30 protein-coding genes and 2 tRNA genes are annotated in these 24,582 nt (G+C 66.7%); 6 read left to right on the plus strand and 26 right to left on the minus strand.

The window, feature by feature from the left end:
- Nucleotides 1–7 precede the first annotated feature (7 nt).
- The gene (locus V7S63_RS03620) at nucleotides 8–802 is read right to left on the minus strand and encodes a helix-turn-helix transcriptional regulator (protein WP_336529230.1); all 795 of its coding nucleotides are present in this window, start codon (nucleotides 800–802) and stop codon (nucleotides 8–10) included.
- A 50-nt stretch (nucleotides 803–852) separates the two neighbouring features.
- On the opposite strand from V7S63_RS03620, the gene V7S63_RS03625 reads away from it, so the two are divergent.
- Nucleotides 853–1,389 (plus strand): peroxiredoxin-like family protein, encoded by a 537-nt coding sequence (locus V7S63_RS03625; RefSeq protein ID WP_336529231.1) that lies wholly within the window; start codon nucleotides 853–855, stop codon nucleotides 1,387–1,389.
- Between the two features lie 7 nt (nucleotides 1,390–1,396).
- Here the strand turns inward: V7S63_RS03625 and V7S63_RS03630 are convergent, their stop codons facing one another.
- The 4 genes from V7S63_RS03630 to V7S63_RS03645 all read right to left on the minus strand — a co-directional run bounded on the left by V7S63_RS03630 (nucleotide 1,397) and on the right by V7S63_RS03645 (nucleotide 4,453).
- Nucleotides 1,397–1,828 carry a hypothetical protein gene (locus V7S63_RS03630; protein ID WP_091829826.1) on the minus strand — a complete coding sequence of 144 codons (432 nt, stop codon included), beginning with the start codon at nucleotides 1,826–1,828 and terminating at the stop codon, nucleotides 1,397–1,399.
- 196 nt (nucleotides 1,829–2,024) lie between these two features.
- Nucleotides 2,025–3,245, minus strand: a complete 1,221-nt coding sequence (locus V7S63_RS03635; RefSeq protein ID WP_336529232.1) for an LL-diaminopimelate aminotransferase — start codon at nucleotides 3,243–3,245, stop codon at nucleotides 2,025–2,027.
- Between the two features lie 152 nt (nucleotides 3,246–3,397).
- A complete protein-coding gene (locus V7S63_RS03640; protein ID WP_336529233.1) occupies nucleotides 3,398–4,024 on the minus strand; it encodes a glutathione S-transferase family protein in 627 nt (208 codons plus the stop codon).
- 75 nt (nucleotides 4,025–4,099) lie between these two features.
- Nucleotides 4,100–4,453, minus strand: a complete 354-nt coding sequence (locus V7S63_RS03645; protein ID WP_336529234.1) for a hypothetical protein — start codon at nucleotides 4,451–4,453, stop codon at nucleotides 4,100–4,102.
- Between the two features lie 200 nt (nucleotides 4,454–4,653).
- Here V7S63_RS03645 and V7S63_RS03650 point away from each other — a divergent pair, with 200 nt between their 5' ends.
- Nucleotides 4,654–6,402, plus strand: a complete 1,749-nt coding sequence (locus V7S63_RS03650; RefSeq protein WP_248307311.1) for a PHA/PHB synthase family protein — start codon at nucleotides 4,654–4,656, stop codon at nucleotides 6,400–6,402.
- Nucleotides 6,403–6,595: 193 nt separating this feature from the next.
- Here V7S63_RS03650 and V7S63_RS03655 read toward each other — a convergent pair whose 3' ends face one another.
- The gene (locus V7S63_RS03655; RefSeq protein ID WP_100958930.1) at nucleotides 6,596–7,954 is read right to left on the minus strand and encodes an OmpP1/FadL family transporter; all 1,359 of its coding nucleotides are present in this window, start codon (nucleotides 7,952–7,954) and stop codon (nucleotides 6,596–6,598) included.
- Nucleotides 7,955–8,420: 466 nt separating this feature from the next.
- On the opposite strand from V7S63_RS03655, the gene V7S63_RS03660 reads away from it, so the two are divergent.
- Nucleotides 8,421–9,269, plus strand: a complete 849-nt coding sequence (locus tag V7S63_RS03660) for a fumarylacetoacetate hydrolase family protein (RefSeq protein ID WP_091829838.1) — start codon at nucleotides 8,421–8,423, stop codon at nucleotides 9,267–9,269.
- Nucleotides 9,270–9,345: 76 nt separating this feature from the next.
- Here the strand turns inward: V7S63_RS03660 and V7S63_RS03665 are convergent, their stop codons facing one another.
- The 6 genes from V7S63_RS03665 to V7S63_RS03690 all read right to left on the minus strand — a co-directional run bounded on the left by V7S63_RS03665 (nucleotide 9,346) and on the right by V7S63_RS03690 (nucleotide 13,685).
- Nucleotides 9,346–10,086: an alpha/beta fold hydrolase gene (locus tag V7S63_RS03665; RefSeq protein ID WP_336529235.1), complete on the minus strand. Its 741-nt coding sequence runs from the start codon at nucleotides 10,084–10,086 to the stop codon at nucleotides 9,346–9,348.
- 200 nt (nucleotides 10,087–10,286) lie between these two features.
- A complete protein-coding gene (locus V7S63_RS03670) occupies nucleotides 10,287–10,502 on the minus strand; it encodes a hypothetical protein (protein ID WP_336529236.1) in 216 nt (71 codons plus the stop codon).
- 135 nt (nucleotides 10,503–10,637) lie between these two features.
- Nucleotides 10,638–11,570, minus strand: coding sequence for an N-acetyl-gamma-glutamyl-phosphate reductase (argC, locus tag V7S63_RS03675; protein WP_336529237.1), 933 nt, complete (start codon nucleotides 11,568–11,570; stop codon nucleotides 10,638–10,640).
- Between the two features lie 247 nt (nucleotides 11,571–11,817).
- Nucleotides 11,818–12,333, minus strand: a complete 516-nt coding sequence (locus V7S63_RS03680; RefSeq protein ID WP_336529238.1) for a P-loop nucleotide/nucleoside kinase family protein — start codon at nucleotides 12,331–12,333, stop codon at nucleotides 11,818–11,820.
- Nucleotides 12,334–12,428: 95 nt separating this feature from the next.
- Complete coding sequence (gene speB, locus V7S63_RS03685; RefSeq protein WP_091829846.1) at nucleotides 12,429–13,385, minus strand: agmatinase; 957 nt, start codon at nucleotides 13,383–13,385, stop codon at nucleotides 12,429–12,431.
- A gap of 21 nt (nucleotides 13,386–13,406) precedes the next feature.
- A complete protein-coding gene (locus V7S63_RS03690; protein WP_336529239.1) occupies nucleotides 13,407–13,685 on the minus strand; it encodes a hypothetical protein in 279 nt (92 codons plus the stop codon).
- A gap of 281 nt (nucleotides 13,686–13,966) precedes the next feature.
- Between V7S63_RS03690 and V7S63_RS03695 the strand changes: the two genes are divergently transcribed.
- Complete coding sequence (locus V7S63_RS03695; protein WP_091829850.1) at nucleotides 13,967–14,275, plus strand: hypothetical protein; 309 nt, start codon at nucleotides 13,967–13,969, stop codon at nucleotides 14,273–14,275.
- A gap of 1 nt (nucleotide 14,276) precedes the next feature.
- Here the strand turns inward: V7S63_RS03695 and V7S63_RS03700 are convergent, their stop codons facing one another.
- The 10 genes from V7S63_RS03700 to V7S63_RS03745 form a co-directional block, all read right to left on the minus strand.
- Nucleotides 14,277–15,032 carry an SDR family oxidoreductase gene (locus V7S63_RS03700; RefSeq protein WP_336529240.1) on the minus strand — a complete coding sequence of 252 codons (756 nt, stop codon included), beginning with the start codon at nucleotides 15,030–15,032 and terminating at the stop codon, nucleotides 14,277–14,279.
- A 51-nt stretch (nucleotides 15,033–15,083) separates the two neighbouring features.
- Nucleotides 15,084–16,067, minus strand: coding sequence for a TRAP transporter substrate-binding protein (locus V7S63_RS03705; protein WP_336529241.1), 984 nt, complete (start codon nucleotides 16,065–16,067; stop codon nucleotides 15,084–15,086).
- On the minus strand, nucleotides 16,058–17,884 hold the full coding sequence (locus V7S63_RS03710; RefSeq protein WP_336529242.1) for a TRAP transporter large permease: 1,827 nt from the start codon (nucleotides 17,882–17,884) through the stop codon (nucleotides 16,058–16,060). The genes V7S63_RS03705 and V7S63_RS03710 overlap by 10 nt, the downstream gene beginning before the upstream one ends.
- A 56-nt stretch (nucleotides 17,885–17,940) precedes the next feature.
- A complete protein-coding gene (locus tag V7S63_RS03715) occupies nucleotides 17,941–18,255 on the minus strand; it encodes an NIPSNAP family protein (RefSeq protein ID WP_057192325.1) in 315 nt (104 codons plus the stop codon).
- A gap of 232 nt (nucleotides 18,256–18,487) precedes the next feature.
- Complete coding sequence (locus V7S63_RS03720) at nucleotides 18,488–18,970, minus strand: GNAT family N-acetyltransferase (RefSeq protein WP_336529243.1); 483 nt, start codon at nucleotides 18,968–18,970, stop codon at nucleotides 18,488–18,490.
- A gap of 133 nt (nucleotides 18,971–19,103) precedes the next feature.
- Nucleotides 19,104–19,310, minus strand: a complete 207-nt coding sequence (locus tag V7S63_RS03725) for a hypothetical protein (protein WP_336529244.1) — start codon at nucleotides 19,308–19,310, stop codon at nucleotides 19,104–19,106.
- 88 nt (nucleotides 19,311–19,398) lie between these two features.
- On the minus strand, nucleotides 19,399–19,623 hold the full coding sequence (locus V7S63_RS03730) for a hypothetical protein (RefSeq protein ID WP_336529245.1): 225 nt from the start codon (nucleotides 19,621–19,623) through the stop codon (nucleotides 19,399–19,401).
- A 9-nt stretch (nucleotides 19,624–19,632) separates the two neighbouring features.
- Nucleotides 19,633–19,881 carry a hypothetical protein gene (locus tag V7S63_RS03735; RefSeq protein ID WP_091829866.1) on the minus strand — a complete coding sequence of 83 codons (249 nt, stop codon included), beginning with the start codon at nucleotides 19,879–19,881 and terminating at the stop codon, nucleotides 19,633–19,635.
- A 297-nt stretch (nucleotides 19,882–20,178) separates the two neighbouring features.
- Nucleotides 20,179–20,252: transfer RNA gene (locus V7S63_RS03740), tRNA-Gly, on the minus strand.
- A gap of 92 nt (nucleotides 20,253–20,344) precedes the next feature.
- Nucleotides 20,345–20,482: a hypothetical protein gene (locus V7S63_RS03745; RefSeq protein ID WP_158673215.1), complete on the minus strand. Its 138-nt coding sequence runs from the start codon at nucleotides 20,480–20,482 to the stop codon at nucleotides 20,345–20,347.
- A gap of 172 nt (nucleotides 20,483–20,654) precedes the next feature.
- Between V7S63_RS03745 and V7S63_RS03750 the strand changes: the two genes are divergently transcribed.
- Nucleotides 20,655–20,777, plus strand: a complete 123-nt coding sequence (locus V7S63_RS03750) for a hypothetical protein (RefSeq protein ID WP_280141463.1) — start codon at nucleotides 20,655–20,657, stop codon at nucleotides 20,775–20,777.
- A gap of 60 nt (nucleotides 20,778–20,837) precedes the next feature.
- Here the strand turns inward: V7S63_RS03750 and V7S63_RS03755 are convergent, their stop codons facing one another.
- The 4 genes from V7S63_RS03755 to V7S63_RS03770 all read right to left on the minus strand — a co-directional run bounded on the left by V7S63_RS03755 (nucleotide 20,838) and on the right by V7S63_RS03770 (nucleotide 23,661).
- Nucleotides 20,838–22,076 carry an MFS transporter gene (locus V7S63_RS03755; protein ID WP_336529246.1) on the minus strand — a complete coding sequence of 413 codons (1,239 nt, stop codon included), beginning with the start codon at nucleotides 22,074–22,076 and terminating at the stop codon, nucleotides 20,838–20,840.
- 160 nt (nucleotides 22,077–22,236) lie between these two features.
- A tRNA-Tyr gene (locus V7S63_RS03760) sits at nucleotides 22,237–22,321 on the minus strand.
- Nucleotides 22,322–22,471: 150 nt separating this feature from the next.
- Nucleotides 22,472–22,951, minus strand: coding sequence for a hypothetical protein (locus tag V7S63_RS03765; RefSeq protein ID WP_336529247.1), 480 nt, complete (start codon nucleotides 22,949–22,951; stop codon nucleotides 22,472–22,474).
- A 143-nt stretch (nucleotides 22,952–23,094) separates the two neighbouring features.
- Nucleotides 23,095–23,661: an AAA family ATPase gene (locus tag V7S63_RS03770; protein WP_336529248.1), complete on the minus strand. Its 567-nt coding sequence runs from the start codon at nucleotides 23,659–23,661 to the stop codon at nucleotides 23,095–23,097.
- A gap of 107 nt (nucleotides 23,662–23,768) precedes the next feature.
- Between V7S63_RS03770 and rlmB the strand changes: the two genes are divergently transcribed.
- Nucleotides 23,769–24,557, plus strand: a complete 789-nt coding sequence (gene rlmB / locus V7S63_RS03775; RefSeq protein ID WP_442896408.1) for a 23S rRNA (guanosine(2251)-2'-O)-methyltransferase RlmB — start codon at nucleotides 23,769–23,771, stop codon at nucleotides 24,555–24,557.
- Nucleotides 24,558–24,582: the final 25 nt, after the last annotated feature.

Genomic DNA, 24,582 nt, shown 5'->3' on the forward strand with positions numbered 1-24,582 from the left:
ATGCACCTCAAAGCGAGCCGGATGCGGCAGCGCGACGCGCTGGCGTCCTAAGAACGATCGGCGGCTCGCCGAACGTTCGCTGATAGGCGCGGGAGAAAGCGGCGGCGCTGCCATAGCCGATGCGCCGCGCGACCAGCTTGACGCGGCCGCCACGTTCGAGCTCGCGCCGTGCCAGCACCATCCGCCAATGCGCCAGATGCGCCATCGGCGTGGTGCCCAGCACACGCGGGAACAAGGCCATGAACCGCGTCCGCGACATGCCGGCGATCGTGGCGAGTTCGTCGACGCTCCAGCCATGGGCCGGCGCCTCCTGCATCGCTACCAGCGCTGGAAACAGCTGCGGGTGCGACAGCCCTGCCAGCAGCCCCGGCCGGGTCGAGCCCTCGTCGATCAAATGGCGCAGAAGCAGGAGCAGGAGCAGCCTGCAAATGTTGTCGAGGGCGATCTGCCGCCCACATCGCCGGGCTGCCGCCTCTGCCGCCAGCAGATCGGCGACCGTTCGCATCGCCGGCGCCGCGTCGAGTGCAAGCTCGACCCGTTCCGGCAGCGCTGCAATCAGCGGGTTGGCCGGCCCGCCGAAGTCGATCCTCACCGCGGCCAGCACCTCTTCGCCGAGCGTCGCCGTCACCTTTGCATGCGGCAAGAACACCAGCGAGCGCAGGTCCCCTGCTCGCCCAGTCAGTAGCAGATTGGCGGCTTCTGGCGCCGCCTGTTCCGCCATGACATCGAACGCAGAAAAGAAGCTCGACAGGCGATCGCGCCGAGCATCGGGACTTTCGATCATGCGATTGGAATTTTTCATGCCTGATAATATGCAATCTGAGAGAACTCGCAACCCTAGAGGCTCTCTCAATGCTCATTCCACGTCAGCTCGTACCAACCCTTTCCGTCGAGACCCTCGGGCATGGTCGTTTCGACCTATGGGAGGCGGAGCCGGAACGCTTCACGCTCGTCTGCTTCTACCGGGGCTTGCACTGCCCGATCTGCGCCAACTACCTGAAGGAACTCGAGCGGCTGACGCCGGACTTCGCCAGCCGGGGCGTCGAGACGATCGCGGTCAGCAGCGACGGCGCGGAGCGCGCCGGCGAGATGGCACGGAAGATCGGCGCGGACCGGCTGCGGATCGGTTACGGGCTGGTACTGGAGACGGCCCGCGAATGGGGGCTCTACATCTCCGCCTCGCGGGGCAAGACCTCGATCGGCATCGAAGAGCCGGCGCTGTTCTCCGAGCTCGGCATCTTCCTCGTGCGCCCGGACCGGACGCTCTATTACCTCTCCGTCCAGTCGATGCCGTTCGTGCGACCGAACTTTGCCGAGATGGTCGCAGCACTCGATTTCGTCATCAAGAACGACTATCCGGCGCGTGGCGAGGTGGCTGCGACGGCCTAGACGCCGCCTATTCGAAGCGGCAGACGACTTCGGCGGCGAGCTTGTGGACCTTGCCGTTCTCGAAGCCGAGATAGAGCCGCAGCAGCTGGTTGCCGAAAGCGGTGATCTTGATGGTGCGCAACGCCTCGACGCTGTCGCCGTCCGCCTGGGTCGAATTCTCGTCGATCGGCTTCCAGAACCAGGGCTTTGGTGCCCGGATCACGGTCTGCGCCAGCAATTGCTCGGCCTCGGCCCGGCCCATGCCCACCGGAAAATACTTGCCAGCGATCTCAGTCGCGTCGCGGCCGCATTCCTTGGCGCGCGAGGCGGTCAGGACGTCGGCGATGAGGGGTGAGTCGGTGTCGGTGGTGCGGCCACGCGAGAAATCATAGGTCGCGAACAGGCAGACCAGCGCGAACAGGCCGAACATGATCCCGATCAACCGGCCCTTCGAGACCATGATGCGCTCTTTATCCCTGCTATCCGCCCTCGGTGCTGGGTTCCCATGTTTCGGCGGCCCGGTCCAGTGCCGGCGCGCAACACCGCCCCAGCGTCATTGCGAGCAGCACAGCGACGAAGCAACCCAGGAGCCGCAGAGCGCGACCTTCTGGATTGCTTTGCTACGCTCGCAATGACGATGGCGGGACGCTTCCGCCCTACCCCGCCTTCGGCATCTGGATGACGTTGTGCAGGGTCTGGTCGGCGCTCTTCAGGAAGCGGCCGATATTGCGCGCCGCCTGGCGGATGCGCTGCTCGTTCTCGACGATGGCGATGCGGACATAGTCGTCGCCATGCTCGCCGAATCCGATGCCAGGCGCGACTGCGACTTCGGCCTTCTCGATCAGCAGCTTGGAGAACTCCAGCGAGCCGAGGTGGCGGAACTTCTCGGGAATCGGCACCCAGGCGAACATCGAGGCCTGCGGCGCCGGGAACTCCCAGCCGGCCTTGCCGAAGCTCTCGACCAGCGCGTCGCGGCGCTTGCGATAGACCTCGCGCATCTCGCGGATGCAGTCGTCGGGACCGTTCAGCGCCGCCGCGGCCGCGACCTGGATCGGCGTATAGGCGCCGTAGTCGAGATAGGACTTCACCCGCGCCAGCGCCGCCAGCAGCTTCTCATTGCCGACGGCAAAGCCCATGCGCCAGCCGGCCATGGAGAAGGTCTTCGACATCGAGGTGAACTCGACGGCGACGTCGATCGCGCCCGGCACCTGAAGCATCGAGGGCGGCGGATCATTCTCGTCGAAATAGACCTCGGCATAAGCGAGGTCGGAGAGCAGGATCAGCTCATGCCGCTTCGCGAAGGCGACGAGGTCGCGGTAGAAATCGAGCGAGGCGGTATAGGCGGTCGGGTTCGCCGGATAGCAGGTGACCAGCGCGATCGGCTTCGGCACCGAATGCGCCATCGCTCTCTCGAGCGCCGGGAAGAAGGCCGGCGTCGGCTCGGCCGGTACGGAGCGGATCACGCCGCCCGCCATCAGGAAGCCGAAGGCATGGATCGGGTAGCTCGGATTGGGCACGAGCACGACGTCGCCGGGACCGGTGATGGCCTGCGCCATATTGGCGAAGCCTTCCTTCGAGCCAAGCGTGGCGACGACCTGCGTGTCGGGATTGAGAGTCACGCCGAAGCGGCGCTGGTAGTAATGCGCCTGGGCGCGGCGCAGGCCGGAGATGCCCTTCGAGGCGGAATAGCGATCGGTGCGCGGCTTGCCGGCGGTCTCGACCAGCTTCTCGATGACATGCCTGGGCGCCGGCAGATCGGGATTGCCCATGCCGAGGTCGATGATGTCGACGCCCTTGGCGCGCTCGGCAGCCTTGATCTTGTTGACCTGTTCGAAAACATAGGGCGGCAGGCGCTTGATGCGGTGGAAATCGGTCATTTCGACAACAGGTCCTTGCGGATCGCCGCACCCTCGCGCGCGGCAAATCACATTCTTGCGTTGCGATGCCTTACCACCGCAACTTCCGCCCCAACAGCAGAAAAAACGCAAGATTCAGCGAACGGCAGCGCATGCCGCATTGCTGCAACGCTTCAAGCCGGCGGAATGAAGGGCTGACTGATCGTCTTGAACACGTCGAGCGCTTCGCAGCGCGCGGAATGAGCCTCCAATGCCGGATGGTCACGCAGGATCACGAGATCGGGATGCGCCTCGCCGGCAAAGCGCAGCGCGCAGGCGAGCGCGATATCGGCATGGCCGATCCGATCGTCGAACCACCAGTCGCCGCTACGCTCGGCACGCTCGCGCTCGAGAGCGGCAAGGACACCCCGGATCTGGGAGCGGCAGCGCCCGGCCCAGACCTCGGAAACCTGGTCGTGCAATCGCAGCTCGTAGAACAGGCTCACCGCCTTCTCGGCGAGCCCCATCGCCAGTGCCGCGACGCGCAAGGCCCTGTGACGGCCCGGCTCCGTACGCGGGAACAGGGCAAGCTCGGGCGGAACGAAGCCATCGAGATAATCGAGAATGGCATGGCTCTCGACCAGCACGAGCCCGTCATCGAGCTCGAATGTCGGCACGCGAACCAGCGGATTGAGCGGCGCGATCCTGTCGCCGTCGCCGAAAACCGACCAGGGCCGGTGCTCGAAGGGCAACTCGTAGAGCGTCAGGGCGATGCCGACGCGGCGCACGAAAGGCGAATCATACTGGCCGATCAGGATCATCGCGGGCGCTCCACCGAGGAGCCGTCATTGGATTGATCCGGGTGACGCAAGGCAAGCGGTCCGTGCCCGCCGCCCTCACTCCTTCGGCTGCTGCGGTGGTGCGGGCGGCGGCAGGGCCTTGCCGAGGCTCTGCGCCTGCGCGCCGGCAGCGTCGTTGGAGATTCGCTTGGCTTCCAACTCCGCCTCGAGCTTCTTGAACTCGTCGACGGTCTTGCGCTTGGCCGGCCGCGAGACGGTGGTGCCGATCGGGATATATTTCGGATCCTGCGGCCGGGTCTCGGTAACGAAAGGCTTGGGCTCGCCGGGTTTGGTGGCGAGATCGGCCATTTCAGCCACGCCGCGCGTGGCTTCGCAGCCTCCGAGGCCGGCTCCGACCATGAGAACCAGTCCAGCCGCCTTGAGCGAGATTTGAGTCCGCCTGTCAGCCATCGCCCTGCTTCCGCAAAATTTCTTTGTCACTCATACCGGTTAGGTCCTTAATGGGTCCAAAATGGGGAGTGCAACTCCTGCGTAAGGCTACCAAGGGGAGCGCCATCATGTGTCCGCCAGCTGACGAGAAAGGCAAAGCCGGGCCAAAGCCTGCTGAAGCGCCGTTCGCCGAGCTCCCGGCCGTTCCCGATTTCGAAGCGATGGCGCAGAACATGGGCAAGCTGGTCGAGCAGGCCGGCAAGGTGACCGCCGCCTATCTGAAGCCGATCGAGCGCGGCGAGGCCAAGACCGGCCAGGCCGACGAAGCCAGCGAAATGGTCAAGGTGCTCGGCCGCGTCGCCGAGCGCTGGGTCAGCGACCCGCAGAAGATCATCGAGGCGCAGGGCGCGATCACCAGCGACTTCCTCTCCCTGTGGAGCTCGACCCTGAAGCGCCTCGGCGGCGAGCAGGTCGAGCCGGTGATCGCCCCCGAGAAAAGGGATGCACGCTTCGCCGATCCGGAGTGGGACAGCCATCCCGTCTTCGACTTCGTCAAGCAGGCCTATCTGCTGACGACGCGTTGGGCCGAAGGCATGGTCGAGCAGGCGGACGAGCTCGACCCGCATACGCGTGACAAGGCCCGCTTCTACGTCAAGCAGATCGCAGGCGCCCTCTCGCCCTCCAACTTCGTCGCGACCAACCCCGAGCTGCTGCGCGAGACCATGGCGCAGAACGGCGAGAACCTGGTGCGCGGCATGAAGATGCTGGCCGAGGACGTCGAGGCCGGCGGCGGCGAACTGAAGATCAGGCAATCCGATGCCGGAGCCTTCCAGGTCGGCGTCAACATCGCGACGACGCCCGGCAAGGTCATCTACCGCAACGACATCATCGAGCTGATCCAATACGCGCCGGCGACCGAGACCGTGCTGAAGCGGCCGCTGCTGATCGTGCCGCCCTGGATCAACAAGTTCTACATCCTCGATCTCAACGCCGAGAAGAGCTTCATCCGCTGGTGCGTCTCGCAGGGGCTGACGGTCTTCTGCATCTCCTGGGTCAACCCGGACCACCGCCACGCGCTCAAGGATTTCGAGAGCTACATGCGCGAGGGCATCTTCGCTGCACTGGAGGCGATCGAACAGGTCACCGGCGAGAAACAGGTCTCGACGATCGGCTACTGCGTCGGCGGCACGCTGCTCGGCGTGACCCTGGCCTATATGGCGGCAACCCGGGACAAGCGCATCGCCAGCGCGACCTTCTTCACCACGCAGGTCGATTTCAGCCACGCCGGCGAGCTCTCGGTCTTCGTCGACGAGGAGCAGATCCGCGCCGTCGAGGAGCAGATGGCCGAGCGCGGCTATCTCGACGGCTCGCGCATGTCGGGCGCCTTCAACATGCTCCGGCCCAACGACCTGATCTGGTCCTATGCCGTCAACAACTACCTGAAAGGCAAGGCGCCGACCCCGTTCGACCTGCTCTACTGGAATTCGGATTCGACCCGGATGCCGGCGGCGAACCACTCATTCTACCTGCGCAACTGCTATCTCGAGAACAAGCTGAGCAAGGGCGAGATGCGCCTCGGCGGCAAGCGGCTCGACCTCAAGAAGGTGAAGATACCTATCTACAATCTGGCGACGCGCGAGGACCATATCGCTCCGGCGAAATCGGTCTTCCTGGGCTCGCAGACCTTTGGCGGCCCGGTCGACTATGTCATGGCCGGGTCCGGACACATCGCCGGCGTGGTCAATCCGCCGAACAAGGTGAAGTACCAGTACTGGACCGGCCCGAAACCGGAGGGTGCCTTCGAGGACTGGATGAAGAAAACCGAGGAGCACCCCGGCTCCTGGTGGCCGCATTGGCTCGGCTGGCTGGAGAAGCAGGCGCCCAAGCGCGTCAAGCCGCGTATCCCCGGCGAGGGGCCCCTGCCCGCGCTCGAGGACGCGCCGGGGAGCTATGTGAAGATCAAGGCTTAGAGCTTACGGATTCTACTCGGAACCGCTCCGTCGTCCTAGACAAGCGGCGAAGCCGCGCAGCTCCGGGATGACGAGGATGGTTCCGGATGAAGCCGGCATCCGGCGGCAGTTCCTGGCCTCTGCCGGCCCTCCCTTTCACCTCGACAAAAAAGCCGGCCCGAAGGCCGGCTTTTCAGCGTCGTGGAAGCGCCGATCAGTTCTTGCGAACGACCGGGCGGACCGGGATCGTCTCGGCCGGGTTGTCCCAGCGATAGGTCAGGGCGGCGGAGACGATGTGGATGTAAGGCTCGGCCTGGCCGGTATAGGACACCGCCCGCAGCGACGGATTGAAGACCTGCTGCGGATTGTTCCCGGTGTAGTTCACCTTGGCCTTGTTGACGTGGATATAGGTGTAGCCGACGTCGAGCTTGAACTTCTCGGTGAGCTGGTAGCTCAGACCGGCGCTGAGCCAGAGCCGGTCGTTGTCCGAGATGAAGATCTGGCGGTTGTCGTCGTTCACGGCCGAGAGCTCGTAGGCCACACCGGCGCGGAGCGTCAGGTCGCGGCTGTACTTGTACTCGACACCACCCGAGAAGAACCAGCTGTCGTCATACTGGAAGTTCAGGCTGGTGAGGGGGACGCCGCCGGCGCGGGTCACGACCGGAATGTTGCGGAAGCGGCTCCAGTTGGTCCACTCCACGCCGAGATGGGCCTGCCACTGGTCGTTGATGACCTGCGAGACACCCAGCACGACCGAGTCGGGCAGGTTCAGGTTGGCCTTGACCGGGATATAGCCGGTCGCCGCGCTCCGCAGGCTGCCTTCCAGCGTCTGCTTGACAGAAGAGCGGTAGGCCAGGCCGATCGTCGTGCCGTCGAGCGGGGTCAGCGTGGCGCCGAAGCGATAGCCGAAATCGATCGTGTCGCCTTGGATGATGATCGGCGTCGCGGCCGCAGTGACGCCGTTGGCCTGCTTCAGGCTGGCCTTGAAATACTGGACCTGCAGCGCCGCGCCGATCGAGAGCCAGTCGTTGACCTTGTAGCCGATGGTCGGGGAGACGTTGATCGTCTGCACCTTGGCCGAGCGGCCGAAGACCTGCGCCGCGTTGACCTGGTTGTCGGGCTTCGAGCGCAGGCCGAACGGCGCGCCGGTGGTAAGACCGATCCAGAACCGGTCGGTCAGCTGCCAGGAGGAATAGGAGGCCGGGATGAAGGAGCCGTCGCCGCCGATATTGCCGGTGCCGAGGGTGCTGCCGCCGGCGGCCTGGATCGGAACCGTGGCGCCCGCAGGGGTGCGCACCGTGGTCGTCGAAGTCGGCTGATAGTCGCCGTTGGCATAGAGATAGGTGAAGTTCCACTGGCTATTGCGGCCCGGGAACATGGTGATCGTCGCCGGGTTCCAGGCCATCGAGCCCATGCCGATGCCGCCCGCCGCCGCGCCGGCATAGGCCATGCCGAGACCTTCGGCGCTCTGGCCCGAGCGGATCGCGAAGGAGCTCGCCGAAGCCGCGCCGGCCGCCAGCAGCGCCGAAAGCGAGACAGTGGCGGCGGCGGTGAATTTCAGAAGGCTCTTCATCGCGGCGTCTTCCCCAGGCTGAGGTTCTTGTTGTGGTGGTTGCGGCGAAGCAGGCCGCGGAATCTGTCATCACCATGCCGCCTGCCGGATTACGCCGCAATCCCGCCTTGACCGCCTTCAAATCGCCATGCTCGATCGGCTTTCCGCATCGGCAGGGCCAAAAAACGTGCAAAATGACCGCGTTTCGCGCGTCCCGCGGCAAAGCCAGCGCCCGAAAAGATAGTTTAGATGCGAACTATCGTGGGTTTCGCCATTGTGCGCCGCAGCATAGCCTCACCCGCCAGCGCCGAGTTCGGGCGCGCTTTCGTGACGAGCGTTGCATAAGCGCCACAACTCCCGGTCCGCCCGCAAGTATGGCATGCGTCGCGCCGGGCTTGCATCGCAGGGGCAGTCCGCACAGGATCGGCGCGACCTTCGGTCTAGCCTTACAAGCCCTGTTTGAAACGATTGAAAAGGGGGAAACGACGTGAAACTGGTTCGTTACGGTGCATTTGGTCAGGAGAAGCCCGGCCTTGTCGACTCTGCCGGCAAGCTGCGCGATCTCTCGGCGCATGTCTCCGACCTCGCCGGCGCGGCGCTCAAATCCGCTTCGCTCGCCAAGCTGAAGGCCCTCTCCCCCGAATCATTGCCGCTGGTCGAGGGCTCGCCGCGCATCGGCGCCTGCGTCGGCGATGTCCGCAATTTCATCGCCGTCGGCCTCAACTTCGCCGACCACGCCGCCGAGACCGGCGCGCCGATCCCTGCCGAACCGATCCTGTTCAACAAGGCGCCGAACTGCATCGTCGGCCCCAATGACGACGTGATCATCCCGAAGAACTCGAAGAAGACCGACTGGGAGGTCGAGCTCGCCATCGTGATCGGCGATGGCGGCTCCTACATCGACGAGAAGGACGCGATGGCGGCGATCGCCGGCTTCTGCGTCTGCAACGATGTCTCCGAGCGCGAATTCCAGACCGAGCGCGGCGGACAATGGGCCAAGGGCAAGGGCTGCCCGACCTTCGGCCCGCTCGGCCCCTGGCTGGTCACCCCGGACGAGATCGCCGACGTGCAGAATCTCGCCATGTGGCTCGAAGTCGACGGCGAGCGCGTCCAGAACGGCTCGACCAAGACGATGATCTTCGGCGCCGCCTATCTCGTCCACTACATCAGCCAGTTCATGCAGCTCGATCCGGGCGACGTCATCACCACCGGCACCCCGCCCGGCGTCGGCCTCGGCTTCAAGCCGCCGCGTTTCCTCAAGGGTGGCGAGACCGTCGCCCTCGGCATCGAGGGCCTCGGCACGCAGAAGCAGCTCTTCAAGCCCTACGCAGGCTGACGCTATCCTGCGCAGACGTGAAGGGCGCTGCCGGGCCTCCGGCAGCGCCCTTTTTCAATCCCGGCAGGCCGCGCGCCTACTGCTTCTGCAGCCAGTCGATCACTTCGGCCACCGCGACGCGTGGTGTCGTCTGATGGTCGGCCTCGACGACGAGGCGCGTGCCGGAATAAGCGGCGCGATCGTTCATCGCTGGGCGATCGCCCGTGCCGATCACCCAGAGCGTCGGAGCACGGACACCGCTCGCCTGGGCAGCCTGGGCTGCCGGCCCGGAGGGATCGAAGAAGTTGAGATAGGCCTCGGCCGTGGTGGTGATGGGGAAGGTCCGACCCTGGTTGAAGTCGAGGAACTTCGCCTTCTGCGCCCCCTGCCCGGCCGCGACCATCGCCTTGGCCTGCGCAAGACTCTCGCCGGTCTGGCTGGCGATGAAGTCCGGGCGATGCCCCGGCGCCAGCGCCACCACCGCGTCGACGCCGCCGACGCGAGCGGCATAGCCCATGGAGATGTTGGCGCCGAGGCTATGCCCGGCGAGCACGATCCGGGACGCTCCACCGGCCTTCAGCCGCGCGACGGCAGCCTGCACCTCGCCGAGCGTCTGGTCATAGGTCCTGTAGCCGGACGTCCAGGACATCCGCGGCAGCAGAACGGTCGCGCCGCGCGCCTTCAGCGCCTGGGCCAATGGCTGGAGGGGACCTTGCCCACCTGCCTTGCCGTGGATGAGCACCACGCCCGCGCCGCGCAGGTCGAACGCCGAGGCGGGCGCCATCGCGCCGAGCGCGACCGCAGCCGAGAGTAATGGTACGAGCGCGCGGCGCCGCATTGTTCGCAATGTCTAAGAGAGCCCTTGCACGACAAGGCTTCTCCTCATTTTACGACGATAGCTTTCCGACTATGGGGCAAGACCGCCCGACGGAGGATCCTGGACCGGATCTGGCCTGGACAGGTCGCAAGAAAAAGCGCTGCCGGGGCTGTTCGACCTCACCCCGGCAGCGCTGGCAGCCGTACCCTGGCACGGCTGCTTCAGTCTCTGAGACGCCCATCCGGGCTTGGAAACCTGAGCACTTTCGCCGATGCCGTCATCGGCACGCCGGCCGGGGTGTCAGACGCATCGTCTCGCCGGACGGCGAGATCGAGCCCGTCCTGAGCCGGCCGCTCGATGTTCACCCCGGCGCGCTCGCGCTCAAACCTGCGCCGGCTGCGCGCGAGGCGCGCGCCCAACGTATCGAATCCCGGCATCGAATCGCCCCCGCTCTCCTGCCGCCTGACCCAGCTATGATCGCAAGCAGACATGGCCGCATCCCCCATTTGGGGGGTGCAGCCATTGTTTCGCCATGAGCGAAGGCAGGATTCGAGCGGACCTGGAGGCTGGCGTCAGCCCTCCGGCAGGCCGAGCATCAGGCGGATGTTCTGGACAGCGGCGCCGGACGCGCCCTTGCCGAGATTATCGAGGCGGGCGACGAGTACGGCCTGGCCGAGATCGGCATTGCCGTAAACGCGCAGCTCGAGCTTGTTGGTGTCATTGAGGGCCTCCGGCTCGAGCTTGCCACTCGGATCGGCAGGCAGGACGCTGACATAGGTCGAGCCGGCATAGCGCTCGGCCAAGGCCGTTTCGAGATCGGCAGGCGTCGGCTTGGCGGGCAGCGTGTCGAGATGCAGCGGCACTGAAACCAGCATGCCCTGCCGGAAATTGCCGACCGAAGGCACGAAGATCGGCCGCCGCTCCAGCCGCGAATAGACCTGCAGCTCGGGCAGGTGCTTGTGCTTGAGGCCGAGGCCGTAGAGCTCGAAATCGGGCGCCGTGCCGGCCTCATAGGCCTCGATCATGCTCTTGCCGCCGCCGGAATAGCCGGAGACCGCATTGACGCTAACGGGATAGTCGGCCGGCAGCAGCCCGGCATCGACGAGCGGGCGCAGCAGCGCGATGCCGCCGGTGGGGTAGCAGCCGGGATTGGCAACCCTGTTGGCGTTGGCGACCTTCTGGGCGAAGCCCGGCTCGAGCTCGGCGAAGCCATAGGTCCAGCCGGCTGCGACCCGATGGGCGGTCGAGGCGTCGACGATCTTCGGCGCGCTGCTGCCGAGCTCGTCAGCGAGCGCGACGGATTCTTTGGCCGCATCGTCGGGCAGGCAGAGCACGACGAGATCGACATCGGCCATCATCGCCTTGCGGGCGACAGGGTCCTTGCGCTTGTCGGGATCGATGCTCTTGACCACGACTTCCGCCACATCGGCGAGACGCTCGCGGATTCCGAGCCCGGTCGTGCCGGCTTCGCCGTCGATGAAGATGGATTTCAGGTTCTGGCTCATCGGACCCTCGCAAGGCGTCTGGTGGAAGCGGACGGAACTGGTTGGCTGGCTCTGGAACTTGGCCTTGTCGCAAGAGCGGACATCAGTTTTGCGACGGGCATAAAAAAACCGCGCTCGGGGCGCGGTCGCGGGCGTTCGGGCTGGAAGCCGAGCGTCATCGCGGGCGCGCCGGAGCGGCGTGTTCACTGCGACGTCGGGTCGGGTTCGTGGTCATGCCGGGGCTATATGTTCCCTGCCCAGCGGCCTGTCAATCTGCGCTGTACACCAAGGACGCCAGTCGGTCCTCGATCAGGCGCAGGGCGTCCTCGACCGAAAGGACAGCCGTGTCGACGATCAGCCGGTCGCCCGTCCAGGGCTGATAATCACGTGTCTCCACCGAAGCCCAGTCCGGGAGGACAAATCCCGGAATATCGGGCTGCCGCTGCTCGACCCTGCGGCGATGCTCCGCCTTGTCGGAACAGACGACCTCGATGTCGAGATGCGGCACGGCCGAGGCGCGACCAAGCTGGCGCCATGCCGCCCTGCTCTCGGCGACCGGGTTCACGCAATCGGCCACGACGGCGACGCCGAGCGAAAGGTTCTCGCCCGCGATAGCGAGGGTCATAGTGTAGCCCGCTGCGCCGATGTCGTTGCCGGGCAGTGCCTTGCGCATCACGTGCTCGATGCTGTCGATGCGCAGATAAGCCGCCGACCGCCTCGTCGCGAGCTCACGGGCAAGAGTCGTCTTGCCCGTGCCAGGAAGTCCACTGAAGACGATCAGCACGGACGTCCCCGCTCGTTCGAGGCTGATTTTTCCAGTCGTAGAGAGCGCTTGATGCTTATCCTTGCCGGGATGATCCAAGCGCCTCGCAACTCGATTCAGCCCGCCTTCTTCAGCGCCAGCGCCTGGAGATAGTGCTGCGCCACCGCCGCGCCCGCGATCGCGGTCGCATCGGCATGGTCATAGGGCGGCGAGACCTCGACGATGTCCATGCCGCGGAAGTCGAGATCGCGGATCGCCCAGACCAGGCGCAGCGCTTCCGCCGAAGAGAAGCCGCCGGCGACCGGCGTGCCGGTACCCGGCGCGAAGGCCGGATCGAGCGCGTCGATGTCGAAGGTGAGATAGGCCGGCCCCTGCCCCACGCGCTCCCTGATCCGCGCGGCGATGCCGTCGACGCCGAGCGCATGCGCCTGATAGGCATCGATCACCGTGATCCCGCAATCGCGCGGCGCGACTGTGCGGATGCCGACCTGGATCGAGCGCTCGGTGTCGATCAGCCCCTCGCGCACCGCCTCGAGCACGAAGGTGCCGTGGCTGATCGCGCCGACGCCGTCGTCCCAGGTGTCCTGATGGGCATCGAACTGGACGATGGCGAGCTTGCCATGGCGGGCGACATGGGCGCGCAGCAGCGGCAAGGTGATGAAATGGTCGCCGCCGAGGGTGACGAGCTGGGCACCGCTGGCAATGATCGCCGCCGCTTCGTTTTCGATGGCGCGGGCGCACCCCTGCAGGTCGCTGCGCGGCAGCAGGCAGTCGCCATAGTCGACCACGGCGAGCGTCTCGAACGGGTCGATCCGCGAGGGGTATTGCGCATCGCCGTCGAAGATCGCGCTGACCCGGCGCATCGCCTGCGGTCCGAAGCGGGTGCCGGGCCGGTTCGAGACCGCAAGATCGAAGGGCACGCCCCAGACCACGGCATCGCAGCCGGCGACGTCCTTGCTGTAGCGGCGCCGCATGAAGGAGAGCGCGCCGGCATAGGTCGGGTCGTGGGCCGGCCCCTTGCGGTCGCCGGTGAAGGCGTGGTCGATCGTCGGGGTTTCGGCAGGTTCGGTCATCTCGAAAAATCCGTCAGGAAGTCAGCGCCGGCCGTTCAGCCAGACATAGAGGCACCAGGGCAGGATCAGGGCGAGCCCGGTCAGGACGAGCCGCAGCGTCGTCCAGGCGACCGGATATTGCAGCGCCCTGCCGTCGAGCTCCGGCACGCCATGGATCAGGCCGAGCGCGAAGGCCGGCGCCAGGAAGACGATCAGTGCGTTGACGATGCGACGGCCGCGCGGCAGGTCGCTGCGCGCCAGCGCGAGCAACGCCGGCACCGCGACCATGCCGAAGGCGATCAGGAAGAACAGGGCGCGCATTGGGGGGCTTCCGTTGGCGGCTTCCGGTTGAATAGGACGGCAGCCGATTTAGCATGGCCAGCTTGCAGCTCCAGCCGTCTGCGGCTGCTGTCGCAGCCGATTCTGTCGTTGAGCCGCCCGACCTTGCCTCACTGCCTCGTGAGTGCCGCGGCACGGCTTCGTGATTAGGGCCTCACGACAAGGCCACAGCTTGGTCGATTTGGAGGCGGCAGACTCGATTGCCGCCCACCAGGTGCGGCCTATGGCCTTGATCACTTGCTATCGCGACTTTGGAGGCTGTCATGACAAAGACCCTGATCGCAGCACTCGCTTTGGCCGGCTCCTTCGGGAGTTTCGCGCTCCAATCGCCGGCATCGGCTGCCGTCGGCGGCTCAGGCACTCACGGCCTGATCACCACCGCCGCGAGCAACCGGACGATGCAGAACCAGCACATGACCCAGCCCCCGGCGGACCCGCAGACGCAGGCCTACCCGGTCTACCACGACTCGCCGACGGCAACCTGGTACTCGCCGCCGATGAACCGGATGCCCTGCCATTTCACCGAGGCCTTCGTCGAAGGGCGGATGCGGCAGGTCGAAGTCTGCAACTGACTTAGCGACCGCCGCCGACCCGGATGATCGAGCCGACCATGTAGGACGCGGCCTCGGAGAGCGCGAACAGCACGGCTTCGGCGATCTCCTCCGGCTCGGCCACGCGCTTCAGCGGTATCGTCGGCGCGATGCGGTCGACGCGGCCGGCATCGCCGGTCGAAAGCGCGTGGATATCCGTCTGCGTCATGCCGGGTGCCACCGCGTTGACACGGATGCCGGCCGGAGCGAGCTCGATCGCGAGGCCGATCGTCATGGAGTCGACCGCCGCCTTCGAAGCGGCGTACCAGACGTATTCGTTGGGCGAGCCGAGCCCGGCCGCAATCGAGGAGATGTTGACGATGGCGCGGTTCTTCGCGCCATCGTTGGCGAGCAGGGCCTGTGCCGCCTCGCGCGCCACAAGGATCGCGCCGGTGACGTTGAGGTCGATGCAGGCGCGGATGACCTGCGGATCCGACTCGGCAAGCGGACTGCTCTTGCCGGTGATGGCAGCGTTGTTGACGACCGCAGTCAGCGGGCCGAGCGCCGCCTTGGCCTCCGCGAAGACGCGGGCAATGTCGGCGAGGTTTCCCATGTCGCCCTGGATCGCGACCGCCCTCGCCCCCGCCCGGCCGCAGGCTGCGACGACATCGGCCGCTGCCTGCGCATTGCCCTGATAGTTGACGGCAACGTCATAGCCGCGCTCGGCGGCAAAGCGGCAGATCGCGGCGCCGATGCCGCGGCTGCCGCCGGTGACGAGAAGGACGGGACGGTCGGACATGCGGACGGCTCTCCTGTGAAGTCAGTGCGAGGTTTGGATGGAGGCCGAGCCTCAGGCGCTGCTGGCGATCGCCTCGATCTTCTCGATCCCGCCCAGCTTCGGCGCGAAGGAGGCCCAGACCTTGCGTGCGCCGGCCTCCCAGCCGGGGCGGTCCTCCGGCTGCACGACCCTGCCGCCCTCGGCCTTGGCCTTGGCCATCGAAGCGTCCTCGTCGGCGACGATGAGTTCGTCGAAATAGCCCGCCGCTTCCCCAGCCGCCGCAGCGAAGGCCGTCTTGTCCTCAGCCGAGAGGCCCTTCCAGAAGCTGGCCGAGACCGCCACTACACCGGTCGCCCAGATGTGACCGGTCTCGATCAGATAGGGCACGACCTCGTGCAGCTTGAAGCCGACATAGGCGGATTTGGTCAGGTCCATGCAGTCGACGACGCCCGTCTTCAAGGCGTTGTAGGTCTCCGGGATCGGGATCGGCGTCGGATGGGCGCCCAAGCCTGACCAGAGCTCGGTGTGCAGCGGGCTCTGGATGACGCGGATGCGCTTGCCCTTGATGCTGGCGGGCGTGGTCAGCGGCTCCTTGGCGAGGAGATGGCGGGCGCCATAATTGATGAAGCCGAGCACGACAAAGCCCTGCGCCTCGTATTTGCGCTTGAGCTCCTCGCCGAGCGGCCCGGCCAGCACGCGCTTGAGATGGGCACGGTCACGGAAGAGGAAAGGCAGATCGAGTAGCTGGCCGTCCGGCACCCAGGACGACAGCGCCGAGATCGTGAACAGCGAGGCCTGCACCGAGCCGAGACGCAAGCCCTCGGCGACCTCCTTCTCGCCGCCGAGCGCGGCATTGGGGACGACGCGCAGGTCGAAGCGGCCGGCAGCGCTCTGCGCGAGTTTCTCGGTGACACGGCGCCAGATCTTCGTCTCCGGCTTGTCCTCGCCGAGCAGCGAGGCGACCGTGACCGGCCGGCCGGCGGCGACGGCGCGGCCCGCAAGGATGGCTGGTGCCGCGATCGAGGCGGCAGCGAAAGCGCGGCGGGTCAAAGCCATCGGAACAACTCCTTGTAGGGCAGAGGCAGCGACGGCCAGGCCGCCACAGCAAGACAGAGGACGAAGAGCGCGACGAGCAGGCTCGCCAGCAAGGGCAGCACTGCGCGGAACACCGCGGCCGGCGACAAGCGCATGATGCCGCTGACGACAAAGACGAGGATGCCGAGCGGCGGCGTCAGCCCGTGGATCATCAGATTGACCACCAGCACGACGCCGAACTGGATCGGATCGAGCCCGGCGGCGATGGCCGCCGGCAGCAGCAGGGGCGCCAGCAGCAGGATCGCGGCGCCGATATCGAGGAAGAGGCCGGCGATCAGCAGGACGAGGTTGGAGAGCAGCATCACCGCGAGCGGCCCACCGCCCAGCGCGGTCACCAGTCCGGCCATCTGCTCGGAGACGCGATCGACCGCGAGAAGGAAGGCGAAGGGCGCGGAGGCACCGATCAGCAAGCCGACGGCCGCCGCCTCCCCCGCCGCCTTGCGCAAGGAGGCCAGCACGGTCGCGCCGTTCAGGCTGCGCAGCAGCAGGCAGGCGACGAGCGCATAGGCGACGGCGAGCGCCGAGGCTTCGGTCACCGTGACCACGCCGAAGCGGATGCCGACCACGACGACGATGCCGAGCCCGATCGCCGGCAGCGCCCCGACAAAGGACCGTGCGCGCTCCGCGCCGCTGGCACGAGGCGCGGAATCGACGACGCCGCGCACGCTGAGATGGATGCCGATGGCGAGCGCCGCAGTCAGGACCGCCCCAGCGACGAATCCCCCGACCAGCAAGGAGCCGACCGAGAGATTGGTCGCCGCCGCCAGGATCAGGAACGCGATCGAAGGCGGGATGATGTTGTCCAGCATCGAGACGCCCGCGACGATCGCCGCCGCATTGGCCGGCGGATAGCCGCGCGCCACCAGAGCCGGCGCCATCACCTTGGCGCCAAAGGCGGCATTGGCGACCGAAGAACCGGAGGCGCCCGAAAACAACACGCTTGCAACCAGCGCAGTCTGGGCCAGCCCGGCCCGAAGATGCCCGACCAGCGCGGCGGCAAAGCGCACCAGCCGCTCGGCGAGACCGCCCGCGGTCAGCAATTCGCCCGCGAGCAGGAAGAACGGGATCGCCAGCAGCAGGAACTTCGAGACGCCCGCCACCGTGTTCTGAACGATGGCCGGCTCCGGCAGCAGGCCGCCGAAGGCGCCGGAGAGCGAGACGCCAGCGAGGAGCGCAAAGGGCAGCGGCGCACCGAGCAGGAGGCCTGCTGCTGCGGCAAGCCCGGCAACCAGGCTCGGCGCTCCCATGAAAAGGCCGGTCGCGCTGTTCGCCAGCCCATAGAGACCTGCACCGATCACGAGCGCACCGAGCGCCGCCGGCCAGGACTGCGTCAGTGCCGCCCGCCAGAGCACGACGACGAGCGTCAGCCCCCCACCCACCGCAAAGGTCGCAAAGCGCAGGCTTTCGGGCAGTCCGAGCACGGTCGAGGTGCCGCCGACGAGCGCCGCGACGCTGGCGCCGCCCAGCGCCAGCACCAGCGCGCCATGGACGGCGATCGCTTCCGCCAGAATGGCGGCGACGCGTCGCCCCGCCGCGGGCAACAGGCTGACGACGACGTCGAGCCGCATGGCGAGCGCGCTGGTCGCCGCGAGCGGCGCGCCGACCGCGACCAGGGCGACATTGAGCCAGATCGCGAGCTCGTCCGACCAGACGAGGCCGTCTCCGAGCAGATAACGGCGCGCAACCGCGGCCATCACCACAAGGAAAAGCACGGCGAGGATCGCCGCGCCCAGCCATTCCAGCAGGGTGACGAGTACGGCCAGCCCACGCTCACTCATCAGACGAGCGGAGGATCGGGGCAGCGCAGCGGCCATGGCAGCGCCCGGCACCTTGATCAGCGCAAGGGCGAGAAATGCGTCGGCCGCAGGATCCGGCTGCGCATCTCGAGAACGTAAGGGGCTGCCTTGGCGCGGAAGACCTGCCAGCGCGGATCGGCCTCCATCGCGGCGCGTCGGCGCTCGCGATCGCCGGCATCCTCGAAGCGCCACATGTGCACGACCTCGTTGACGACGCCCGTGTCGGTGGTGAACCAGCCGATCAGATGGCCGAGATGCGAGATCTGCAGCTCCATCCCCTCGGCGACATAAAGGTCGAGATAGTCGCGCACATGGGCGGGCTTGATGGCGTAGGTGCGCTCGTCGAGGATCATCCCAATCCCTCATGGCAAACGGCAAGAACCGCATAGCGGCGAGCGATCAGTAGCCTTCTTCATGGCAAAGCCCAACCGGCGCGACTTCGGCGCAGCCTGCGATCGGCGCATGACGGCGGCGCGGCGCGCCCGGCAACGAAGGGGCTTCGCACGGCGCCCGCGTCGCGGAGAAGAATGAACTGCAAGCCGGCCACCAAGAGCAATATCTTGCTTTTTTGGGCAACCCGGGCGCTCAGCCGCCATGCAGATAAAGATCGGTCGCCACATCGCCGCGATAGCGCGCTTCGGCCAGCACGAACCCGGCTTGTCGCAGCAGGTGCACCGAGGCGCCGTTGTCCGGGTCGACAGTGGCCCTCACTGGCGTGATGCTGCGCTCCGCGGCGAAGGCGACGAGGCCAGCGAGCAGCTCCGAGCCTAGACCCCGGCCCCAGCTGGCGCGTCTCAGCCCGTATATCACCTCCTGTGTACCATCGCCCGGACGGGCGAAGCCGGCCCAGCCGATCAAATCGCCACCAGCGCGCTCGACCACCGCGCCGGTGCCATAGCCGAAGCGTTCGAGATTAGCGGCCGAGCGCTCGATCCAGAGCGGAGCGACATCAGGCGCAAGCGGCTGGCGATCGTCGACGAAGCGATGAACCTCCGGGTCGGCAAAGAGGTCGACGAGCAAGGGCGCATCTGCGGCGACGAAGGGGCGTACGACGAGACGCGCCGTCACGAGCTGGGATCGATGGATCATGCGCCCAACAGAACAGCCCAGCCGAGATTCGGGCGAGGATGCAAGTGCGGCATGGCTGCTTGGGGGCGACAATCCGGCGGCGAAAGTGGGAGAGCTGCGCTGTCTCGAGGAGTCAGCGATCAGTCTTCTCGGCAGCGCTTTCCAGAATCCTGACAGTCTCTTCCAGGCTTTCCTTCACGCCGAGCTGGAAGTCCTTGCGGAAGGCGATGATCGTGTCAGGGGGCTGGCCCTTGAAGGTGTAGACGACGCTGACCTGGTCGGGATTGACGTAGACCGGCTTGCCGTCGCTGGGCGAGGTGAACTTGCAGAGTTTTGGCACGGGGTCTCTCCGGGACGACCGAACGATTCACCGGAGCCTAGCAAAAAACCGAGGCCCCGCCCCCTCGGCGGAAGCGGGGCCTGCAGTATCAGCGCGCGATGCGGGGGCGTCCGCCGCAGAACTGCTGCTCGACCGCACGCTCGTAGCCGAGCTCGCGGTCATAGACCATGACGGTGCGCGTCAGGCAGTCGCCATCCTGCACCAGCCCGGTGTTGATGAGCCGGCCGTTGGGATCGGCGACGACGGTCGGGCCGCAGGCCGCTGCTACGGACGCAAGGCCGAGGGCGACGATGAACTTCGCGGTACGGGTCATGGCAGCCGCTCACATATAGAGGCCGCGGCCGCAGCGGCGCACGCGCCGGTTCTCGTAGTAGCCGGTGTAGCGGTTGAACACCCGCACCGTCTTGTAGAGGCAGTACTTGCCGTCGTTGCGGCCGTCGTAATAGGTCCGGCCGGTATCCAGGTCGACGCCAAGGAATTCGTCCTTGCCCTTCTTGCCCTGGGCGAAGGCCGGAGCGGCCGCGAGGCTGAGAGCAGCGAAACCTGCTGCGGCGATGGCGATCTTGAGCATGGCATTTCTCCTGTCTTGCGGCGGAAATATGTCCAGCACCGCCGGCGAGGCTTGCGTCGGTCAGTGCGGTTTTCGCGCGCGCCCCGCATGTTTATCCATGGTGAGCAGCCGGATCGGCAGGCAGATCACCGTTCTTCCCCCATGAACGCATAGCAGATGAGCTTGCGGCTTTGCTACCCGCAACACGCCGCAATCTGGCCACGATTAGGCCACGAGCCAGGATCCATGGTTTCGCGAGACGTCGATGCCTTCCCCGCAGCGCGGCGCAGGCATGGCCTAAGCTGGTCGTGAAGGGATTGGAGCGGGTACCGGGAATCGAACCCGGGTATTCAGCTTGGAAGGCTGCTGCTCTACCATTGAGCTACACCCGCGTCGGCTGCCAAATTCCGCATCAGGCCGGTCAGTGTCAACCCATTCCGGCGAAGAAGATGGTCTCATCCACCTGAGGCGTGCGCGCGCAAGCTCACGTATCGCTCAAGGCACGCTGGCCGAGCCAGATCGCCGCGCCGGTGAACAGGCCGAGCGCCGCCCCACCGACGAGCGTGCCGAAGGCCAGCGCGCCGGCCGCAGCCACGGCCGTGCTGAAAAGCGCAATTCCCATCGTCATTCTCCCCAACGGAAAATTAGCCAGGCCGCGCCCCACGGCAGCCCCCATTTGGGGGATGAAGAGCCGATTTCGAGTCCCGTTGAACGAAAAGTGAGCGTCGATTCCCCCCAAATGGGGGGCGAAGGAGCCCCTCGAGCCTGATACCGATCAGCCGCAGGGGAACCTCATGTCCAACCTCGACGAGTTCTGCTGCCCGTTCAGGGCCGAGATTATTTCGGCGATGCCGCGACCGTTGGTCATGCTGATCCACGGCATGGGCATGTTGGCCCTGCTATTTCTCGAGTTCTGATCCGCCGCCGCGCGTTCGCCGCCGCCGCGACATGATGCCCGGCGCCGCTCTGCCGCCACTTCAGCGTTTGGCCATCTCGATATCGGGGATCGTCGGTCCGCTGGCGCCACGCTCGCCTTCCACGATGGGCGGCGATGGATTCCGCGAGATCCGCAGCGCGATATAGATCGCGACCGCGACAGAGAGCGTGACGAGATAGATCAGCATGCCCTGCGGCCCCCTGAGCTGCATCAGCAAGGTCGCGGCCAGCGGCCCGATCGCCGAGCCGGTGCCCCAGAGGAAGAGGAGCTGGGCCGAAAGCCCGACGGCCTGGTCGCGTCCCATGCGGAAATAGGCGTGCGTGACCGCGACCGTATAGAGCGGGATGCTGCAGCCGCCGATCAGGGCGAACAGACCGAAGAGCCAGATGCGGCCATGGGCGGCGTCGACCTCCAGCAGTGTCGCGAGCCCGGCGGCGGCCACCGCGACGATGCTGGTGGCGACCAGCATGATCAGGCGGCTGGCGACCCGGTCCGCCAGCAGGCTCATCGGCCATTGCAGAAGCAGCGCGCCGATCTGGATGCCGGCGGTGAGCAGGATGGTGGCCCGCAGGTCGAGGCCGGAGAGAATGCCGTAGGCGGGGGCGACGCTGGTCAACGGGCCGCCGACCATGCCGACATAGAGGCAGCCGACCACCGCGGCCGGCGCCTGCTGCCACAGCGTCCGCAGGCCGACCGAGACGATTTCGTTCGATTCGGGGCCCCTCGCCCGCGTCAGCGCCACCGGGATCAGCGCGATCGAGAAGGCCATGCTGGCGAACAGGAAGACGTCCTGCGACTGGATCGCGACATAGCCGATGCCGATCTGCGAGCCGATCAGCGCGACGCGGTTGAGGATCTGGTAGATGCCGAAGATGCGGCCGCGCTGCGACCGGTTGGCCTGCCCGCTGATCCAGCTCTCGATGCAGATGCCGTGGCCGGCCGCCGCCAGACCCATGACCAGGCGCGAAATCCCCCACCAAGCTTCCGGCAGCAAGGGAAAGCTCAGCGTCGAGACCGCCTGGAGCGCGGCAAACACGGCAAAGCCACGGATGTGGCCGACGCGGCGGACGAGCGAGGGATTGACGAAGCAGCCGATCAGGAACCCAAGCGAATAGGCCGAGGCGACGAGGCCGATCAGCAGCGGCGGCTGTTTCGCGATCGCCATCTGCAGCGGCACGACCGTGTTCACGATCGTCCCGGCGACCTGCAGGATCAACGCGCCTGCAACGATGGCGCCGAGCGCGGCGACAGAACCGCCCCCTTGGGTCTTTGCTGTCACTGCACCGTCATACCCGAATAGCCGATCCGCCGAGGCTATCAGCTCGCCCGGATTCGGGGAAGGCAGAGTATCCGCCACTCTTGCCGCGTAGGCGAGCCGCGGCGGCGGATGCGGGCAGAAAGATGAAGAATGGAAGGAAGACAGCCCTTAAAAAGCAAGGTGGTGGGGGAAGCAGGACTCGAACCTGCGAAGGCATAGCCAGCGGATTTACAGTCCGCCCCCTTTGCCGCTCGGGACATTCCCCCGCCTTGCCGCAGGCCGAACCCGAAGGACCGGCCGCAACCGCCTGTTTCACTTTTGTGAAGGGCGGCAGGCGCGGGCGGACTTATGAGGAGAGGGCCGCCGCCTGTCAACGCCAAAAAGCATTCGCCGACAGCAATCGTCGCGCCGCCCTCTCAATCCTGCGGCCAAGCAGCACGATGGCGCCTGCGCCAGTCCAGCGCAGCAGGCACGAAGGCCTGGAACGGCGTTTTTTCCGGCCGCTCGATCGCGTCGGCGAGATCGGGCGGGGGATGAATCAGGCTGCGCACGCCATGGCGATGCACCCAGACCGGCAGTTCCCCCTGCCGGGCGAACATGGCAATGACCTGCCTGACCAGCTCGCTGCGCAGCGCCCGCGAACTGCCGACGGGCCGCGCCACCACGCAGAAGCGCGCGAATGGATTTGGATGGTCCTCCTCGCCCTCCAGGCAGAAGATCACGCCGCAACGATCCGGCCGCGCCTCGTCCGGCATGGCGTCGATGCGCCGCCACAGGCAGAACCAGCACCGGCAGATCTCCGGCCGCGTCGCTTGGATGCCGCAGCCGTTGCCTGTGTTGTGGCGGCACATGATGCCAGCCGGCTTGCCGACCTCGGGATCGACGATGCGCAGCACCTCGCAGCAGGCGACGCAGTCGCCGCAATCGCGTCCAGGCACGAGATGGTTGAGCGTCCGGCCGGAGCGCATCGTGCCGGCCTGCGAACTCTCCGCGATGGCGCGCCTCCCGGGCAGCGACGAACGGCCGAAACTAGCGCGGATCATGACCTGTCGGAAGCGAGACCTCGGACCCGCTCCAGCACGAAGGCGGCACGCGTCTCGACATCGGCGCGCGGCAGCTCGACCAGCTCATAGCCATGGTCGCGATAGGCCGCCGTGACCGCCTCATGGGTGCGTTCGGCCTCGGCAAAGTCCTGCTTGCGCTCGGCATCCTGCGCGTAGATCTCGCGCCAGGGCGGTGCGACGAAGACAATGCGGGCGTAGCGGAAGGCACGGGCCGCGCGCTCGACATGCTCCGGCACCGGCAGCCCGCACAGCCGCAGATAGCCAATGCTGTCGGGCACGCCGCGATCGAAGAAGACCGGAGCCATCCCCGCCTGCGCTTCGGCATGGGAGCGCAGGTCGAAATTCAGCATCAGCTCGGCGAACAAGGCCCGGTCGCGCCAGGGCAAGGCCGGCCCGTCGATGGCAAGCTGGTCGCGGATGATCGCCCGCCCGGCTTCAGGGGCGATCATGTGGCCTGCCGCAGCCAGCGCCGTCAGCAGAGTGGTCTTGCCGGCCCCCGGCCCGCCGGTCAGGACAAACAGGCGTCGATCCGTCTTCGTCATCGGCATTGTTCCCCGTACATGAATGCGTTGAAAATCCCGCCTCCCCGCCTTCGGGCTGGCCAAGCCGGCCGCGCCATGGCAGGGCATGGCGTCACCTTTCCGGAGCCATGATGTCCGCCCCGCCCCGCCCCCGTTTCCAGAATCGCCGCGGCCGTCCGGATCGGGGCGGCCCGCCGCCGCACCGGCCCGGCGAGATCGACGAGGCGATCCTCTACGGCGCCCATCCCGTGATCGAGGCGCTGCGCAACCCGCGCCGACGCTTCCGCAAGTTGCTCGCCACCGAGAACGCGCTGAAGCGCCTGAACGAGGAGATCGGCGAATTGCCGATCCAGCCGGAAATGGTCCGGCCGTCGCAGATCGACCGGCTGTTGACGCCCGACGCGGTGCATCAGGGGCTCTATCTCGTCTGCGATCCCCTGCCCTCGCCCGATCTGGGTAGCCTGCCGGACGATGCGATCGTCCTGGCGCTCGACCAGATCACCGACCCGCACAATGTCGGGGCGATCCTGCGCTCGGCGGCTGCCTTCGCGGTCGCCGCAGTGATCGTCACCATCCGCCATTCGCCGGCGGCGACGGGCGTGCTGGCGAAATCGGCCTCCGGCGCCCTGGAGCATGTGCCGCTGGTCGCGGTGAAGAATCTGGGGGATGCGCTCGACAAGCTGGGCGAGCGCGGTTTCCTGCGGCTCGGCTTCGATTCGGAAGGGGACATCTCGCTCGACGAGGTCCCGCTGCGCCGTCCCCTGGTACTGGTGATGGGCGCCGAGGGCAAAGGCCTGCGCCAGCGCTCGCGCGAGCTTTGCGACCATCTCGCCCGGCTCGACATGCCCGGCGCGATCAAGAGCCTCAACGTCTCGAACGCGACCGCGATCGCACTCTACGCCGCGACACGGCGCTAGAGCCGGATCCGTCTCTCAATTCGAA

The sequence above is a fragment of the Allobosea sp. CCNWLY174 genome (assembly GCF_037120455.1).
Lineage (GTDB): Bacteria > Pseudomonadota > Alphaproteobacteria > Rhizobiales > Beijerinckiaceae > Allobosea > Allobosea lupini.

What these genes read in the sequence shown, in the direction of transcription:
- V7S63_RS03635 (WP_336529232.1), bottom strand. Translation starts at nt 3,245, where the DNA reads ATGACCGATTTCCACCGCATCAAGCGCCTGCCGCCCTATGTTTTCGAA.
- V7S63_RS03620 (WP_336529230.1), bottom strand. Translation starts at nt 802, where the DNA reads ATGAAAAATTCCAATCGCATGATCGAAAGTCCCGATGCTCGGCGCGAT.
- V7S63_RS03700 (WP_336529240.1), bottom strand. Translation starts at nt 15,032, where the DNA reads ATGTCCGACCGTCCCGTCCTTCTCGTCACCGGCGGCAGCCGCGGCATC.
- V7S63_RS03640 (WP_336529233.1), bottom strand. Translation starts at nt 4,024, where the DNA reads ATGATCCTGATCGGCCAGTATGATTCGCCTTTCGTGCGCCGCGTCGGC.
- V7S63_RS03745 (WP_158673215.1), bottom strand. Translation starts at nt 20,482, where the DNA reads ATGGGAATTGCGCTTTTCAGCACGGCCGTGGCTGCGGCCGGCGCGCTG.
- V7S63_RS03710 (WP_336529242.1), bottom strand. Translation starts at nt 17,884, where the DNA reads ATGAGTGAGCGTGGGCTGGCCGTACTCGTCACCCTGCTGGAATGGCTG.
- argC (WP_336529237.1), bottom strand. Translation starts at nt 11,570, where the DNA reads ATGAGCCAGAACCTGAAATCCATCTTCATCGACGGCGAAGCCGGCACG.
- V7S63_RS03730 (WP_336529245.1), bottom strand. Translation starts at nt 19,623, where the DNA reads ATGACCCGTACCGCGAAGTTCATCGTCGCCCTCGGCCTTGCGTCCGTA.
- V7S63_RS03625 (WP_336529231.1), top strand. Translation starts at nt 853, where the DNA reads ATGCTCATTCCACGTCAGCTCGTACCAACCCTTTCCGTCGAGACCCTC.
- V7S63_RS03670 (WP_336529236.1), bottom strand. Translation starts at nt 10,502, where the DNA reads ATGCCGGGATTCGATACGTTGGGCGCGCGCCTCGCGCGCAGCCGGCGC.
- V7S63_RS03645 (WP_336529234.1), bottom strand. Translation starts at nt 4,453, where the DNA reads ATGGCTGACAGGCGGACTCAAATCTCGCTCAAGGCGGCTGGACTGGTT.
- V7S63_RS03650 (WP_248307311.1), top strand. Translation starts at nt 4,654, where the DNA reads ATGGCGCAGAACATGGGCAAGCTGGTCGAGCAGGCCGGCAAGGTGACC.
- V7S63_RS03695 (WP_091829850.1), top strand. Translation starts at nt 13,967, where the DNA reads ATGACAAAGACCCTGATCGCAGCACTCGCTTTGGCCGGCTCCTTCGGG.
- V7S63_RS03735 (WP_091829866.1), bottom strand. Translation starts at nt 19,881, where the DNA reads ATGCTCAAGATCGCCATCGCCGCAGCAGGTTTCGCTGCTCTCAGCCTC.
- V7S63_RS03715 (WP_057192325.1), bottom strand. Translation starts at nt 18,255, where the DNA reads ATGATCCTCGACGAGCGCACCTACGCCATCAAGCCCGCCCATGTGCGC.
- V7S63_RS03655 (WP_100958930.1), bottom strand. Translation starts at nt 7,954, where the DNA reads ATGAAGAGCCTTCTGAAATTCACCGCCGCCGCCACTGTCTCGCTTTCG.
- V7S63_RS03770 (WP_336529248.1), bottom strand. Translation starts at nt 23,661, where the DNA reads ATGACGAAGACGGATCGACGCCTGTTTGTCCTGACCGGCGGGCCGGGG.
- V7S63_RS03690 (WP_336529239.1), bottom strand. Translation starts at nt 13,685, where the DNA reads ATGCGCGCCCTGTTCTTCCTGATCGCCTTCGGCATGGTCGCGGTGCCG.
- V7S63_RS03665 (WP_336529235.1), bottom strand. Translation starts at nt 10,086, where the DNA reads ATGCGGCGCCGCGCGCTCGTACCATTACTCTCGGCTGCGGTCGCGCTC.
- V7S63_RS03750 (WP_280141463.1), top strand. Translation starts at nt 20,655, where the DNA reads ATGTCCAACCTCGACGAGTTCTGCTGCCCGTTCAGGGCCGAGATTATT.
- speB (WP_091829846.1), bottom strand. Translation starts at nt 13,385, where the DNA reads ATGACCGAACCTGCCGAAACCCCGACGATCGACCACGCCTTCACCGGC.
- rlmB (WP_442896408.1), top strand. Translation starts at nt 23,769, where the DNA reads ATGATGTCCGCCCCGCCCCGCCCCCGTTTCCAGAATCGCCGCGGCCGT.
- V7S63_RS03630 (WP_091829826.1), bottom strand. Translation starts at nt 1,828, where the DNA reads ATGGTCTCGAAGGGCCGGTTGATCGGGATCATGTTCGGCCTGTTCGCG.
- V7S63_RS03705 (WP_336529241.1), bottom strand. Translation starts at nt 16,067, where the DNA reads ATGGCTTTGACCCGCCGCGCTTTCGCTGCCGCCTCGATCGCGGCACCA.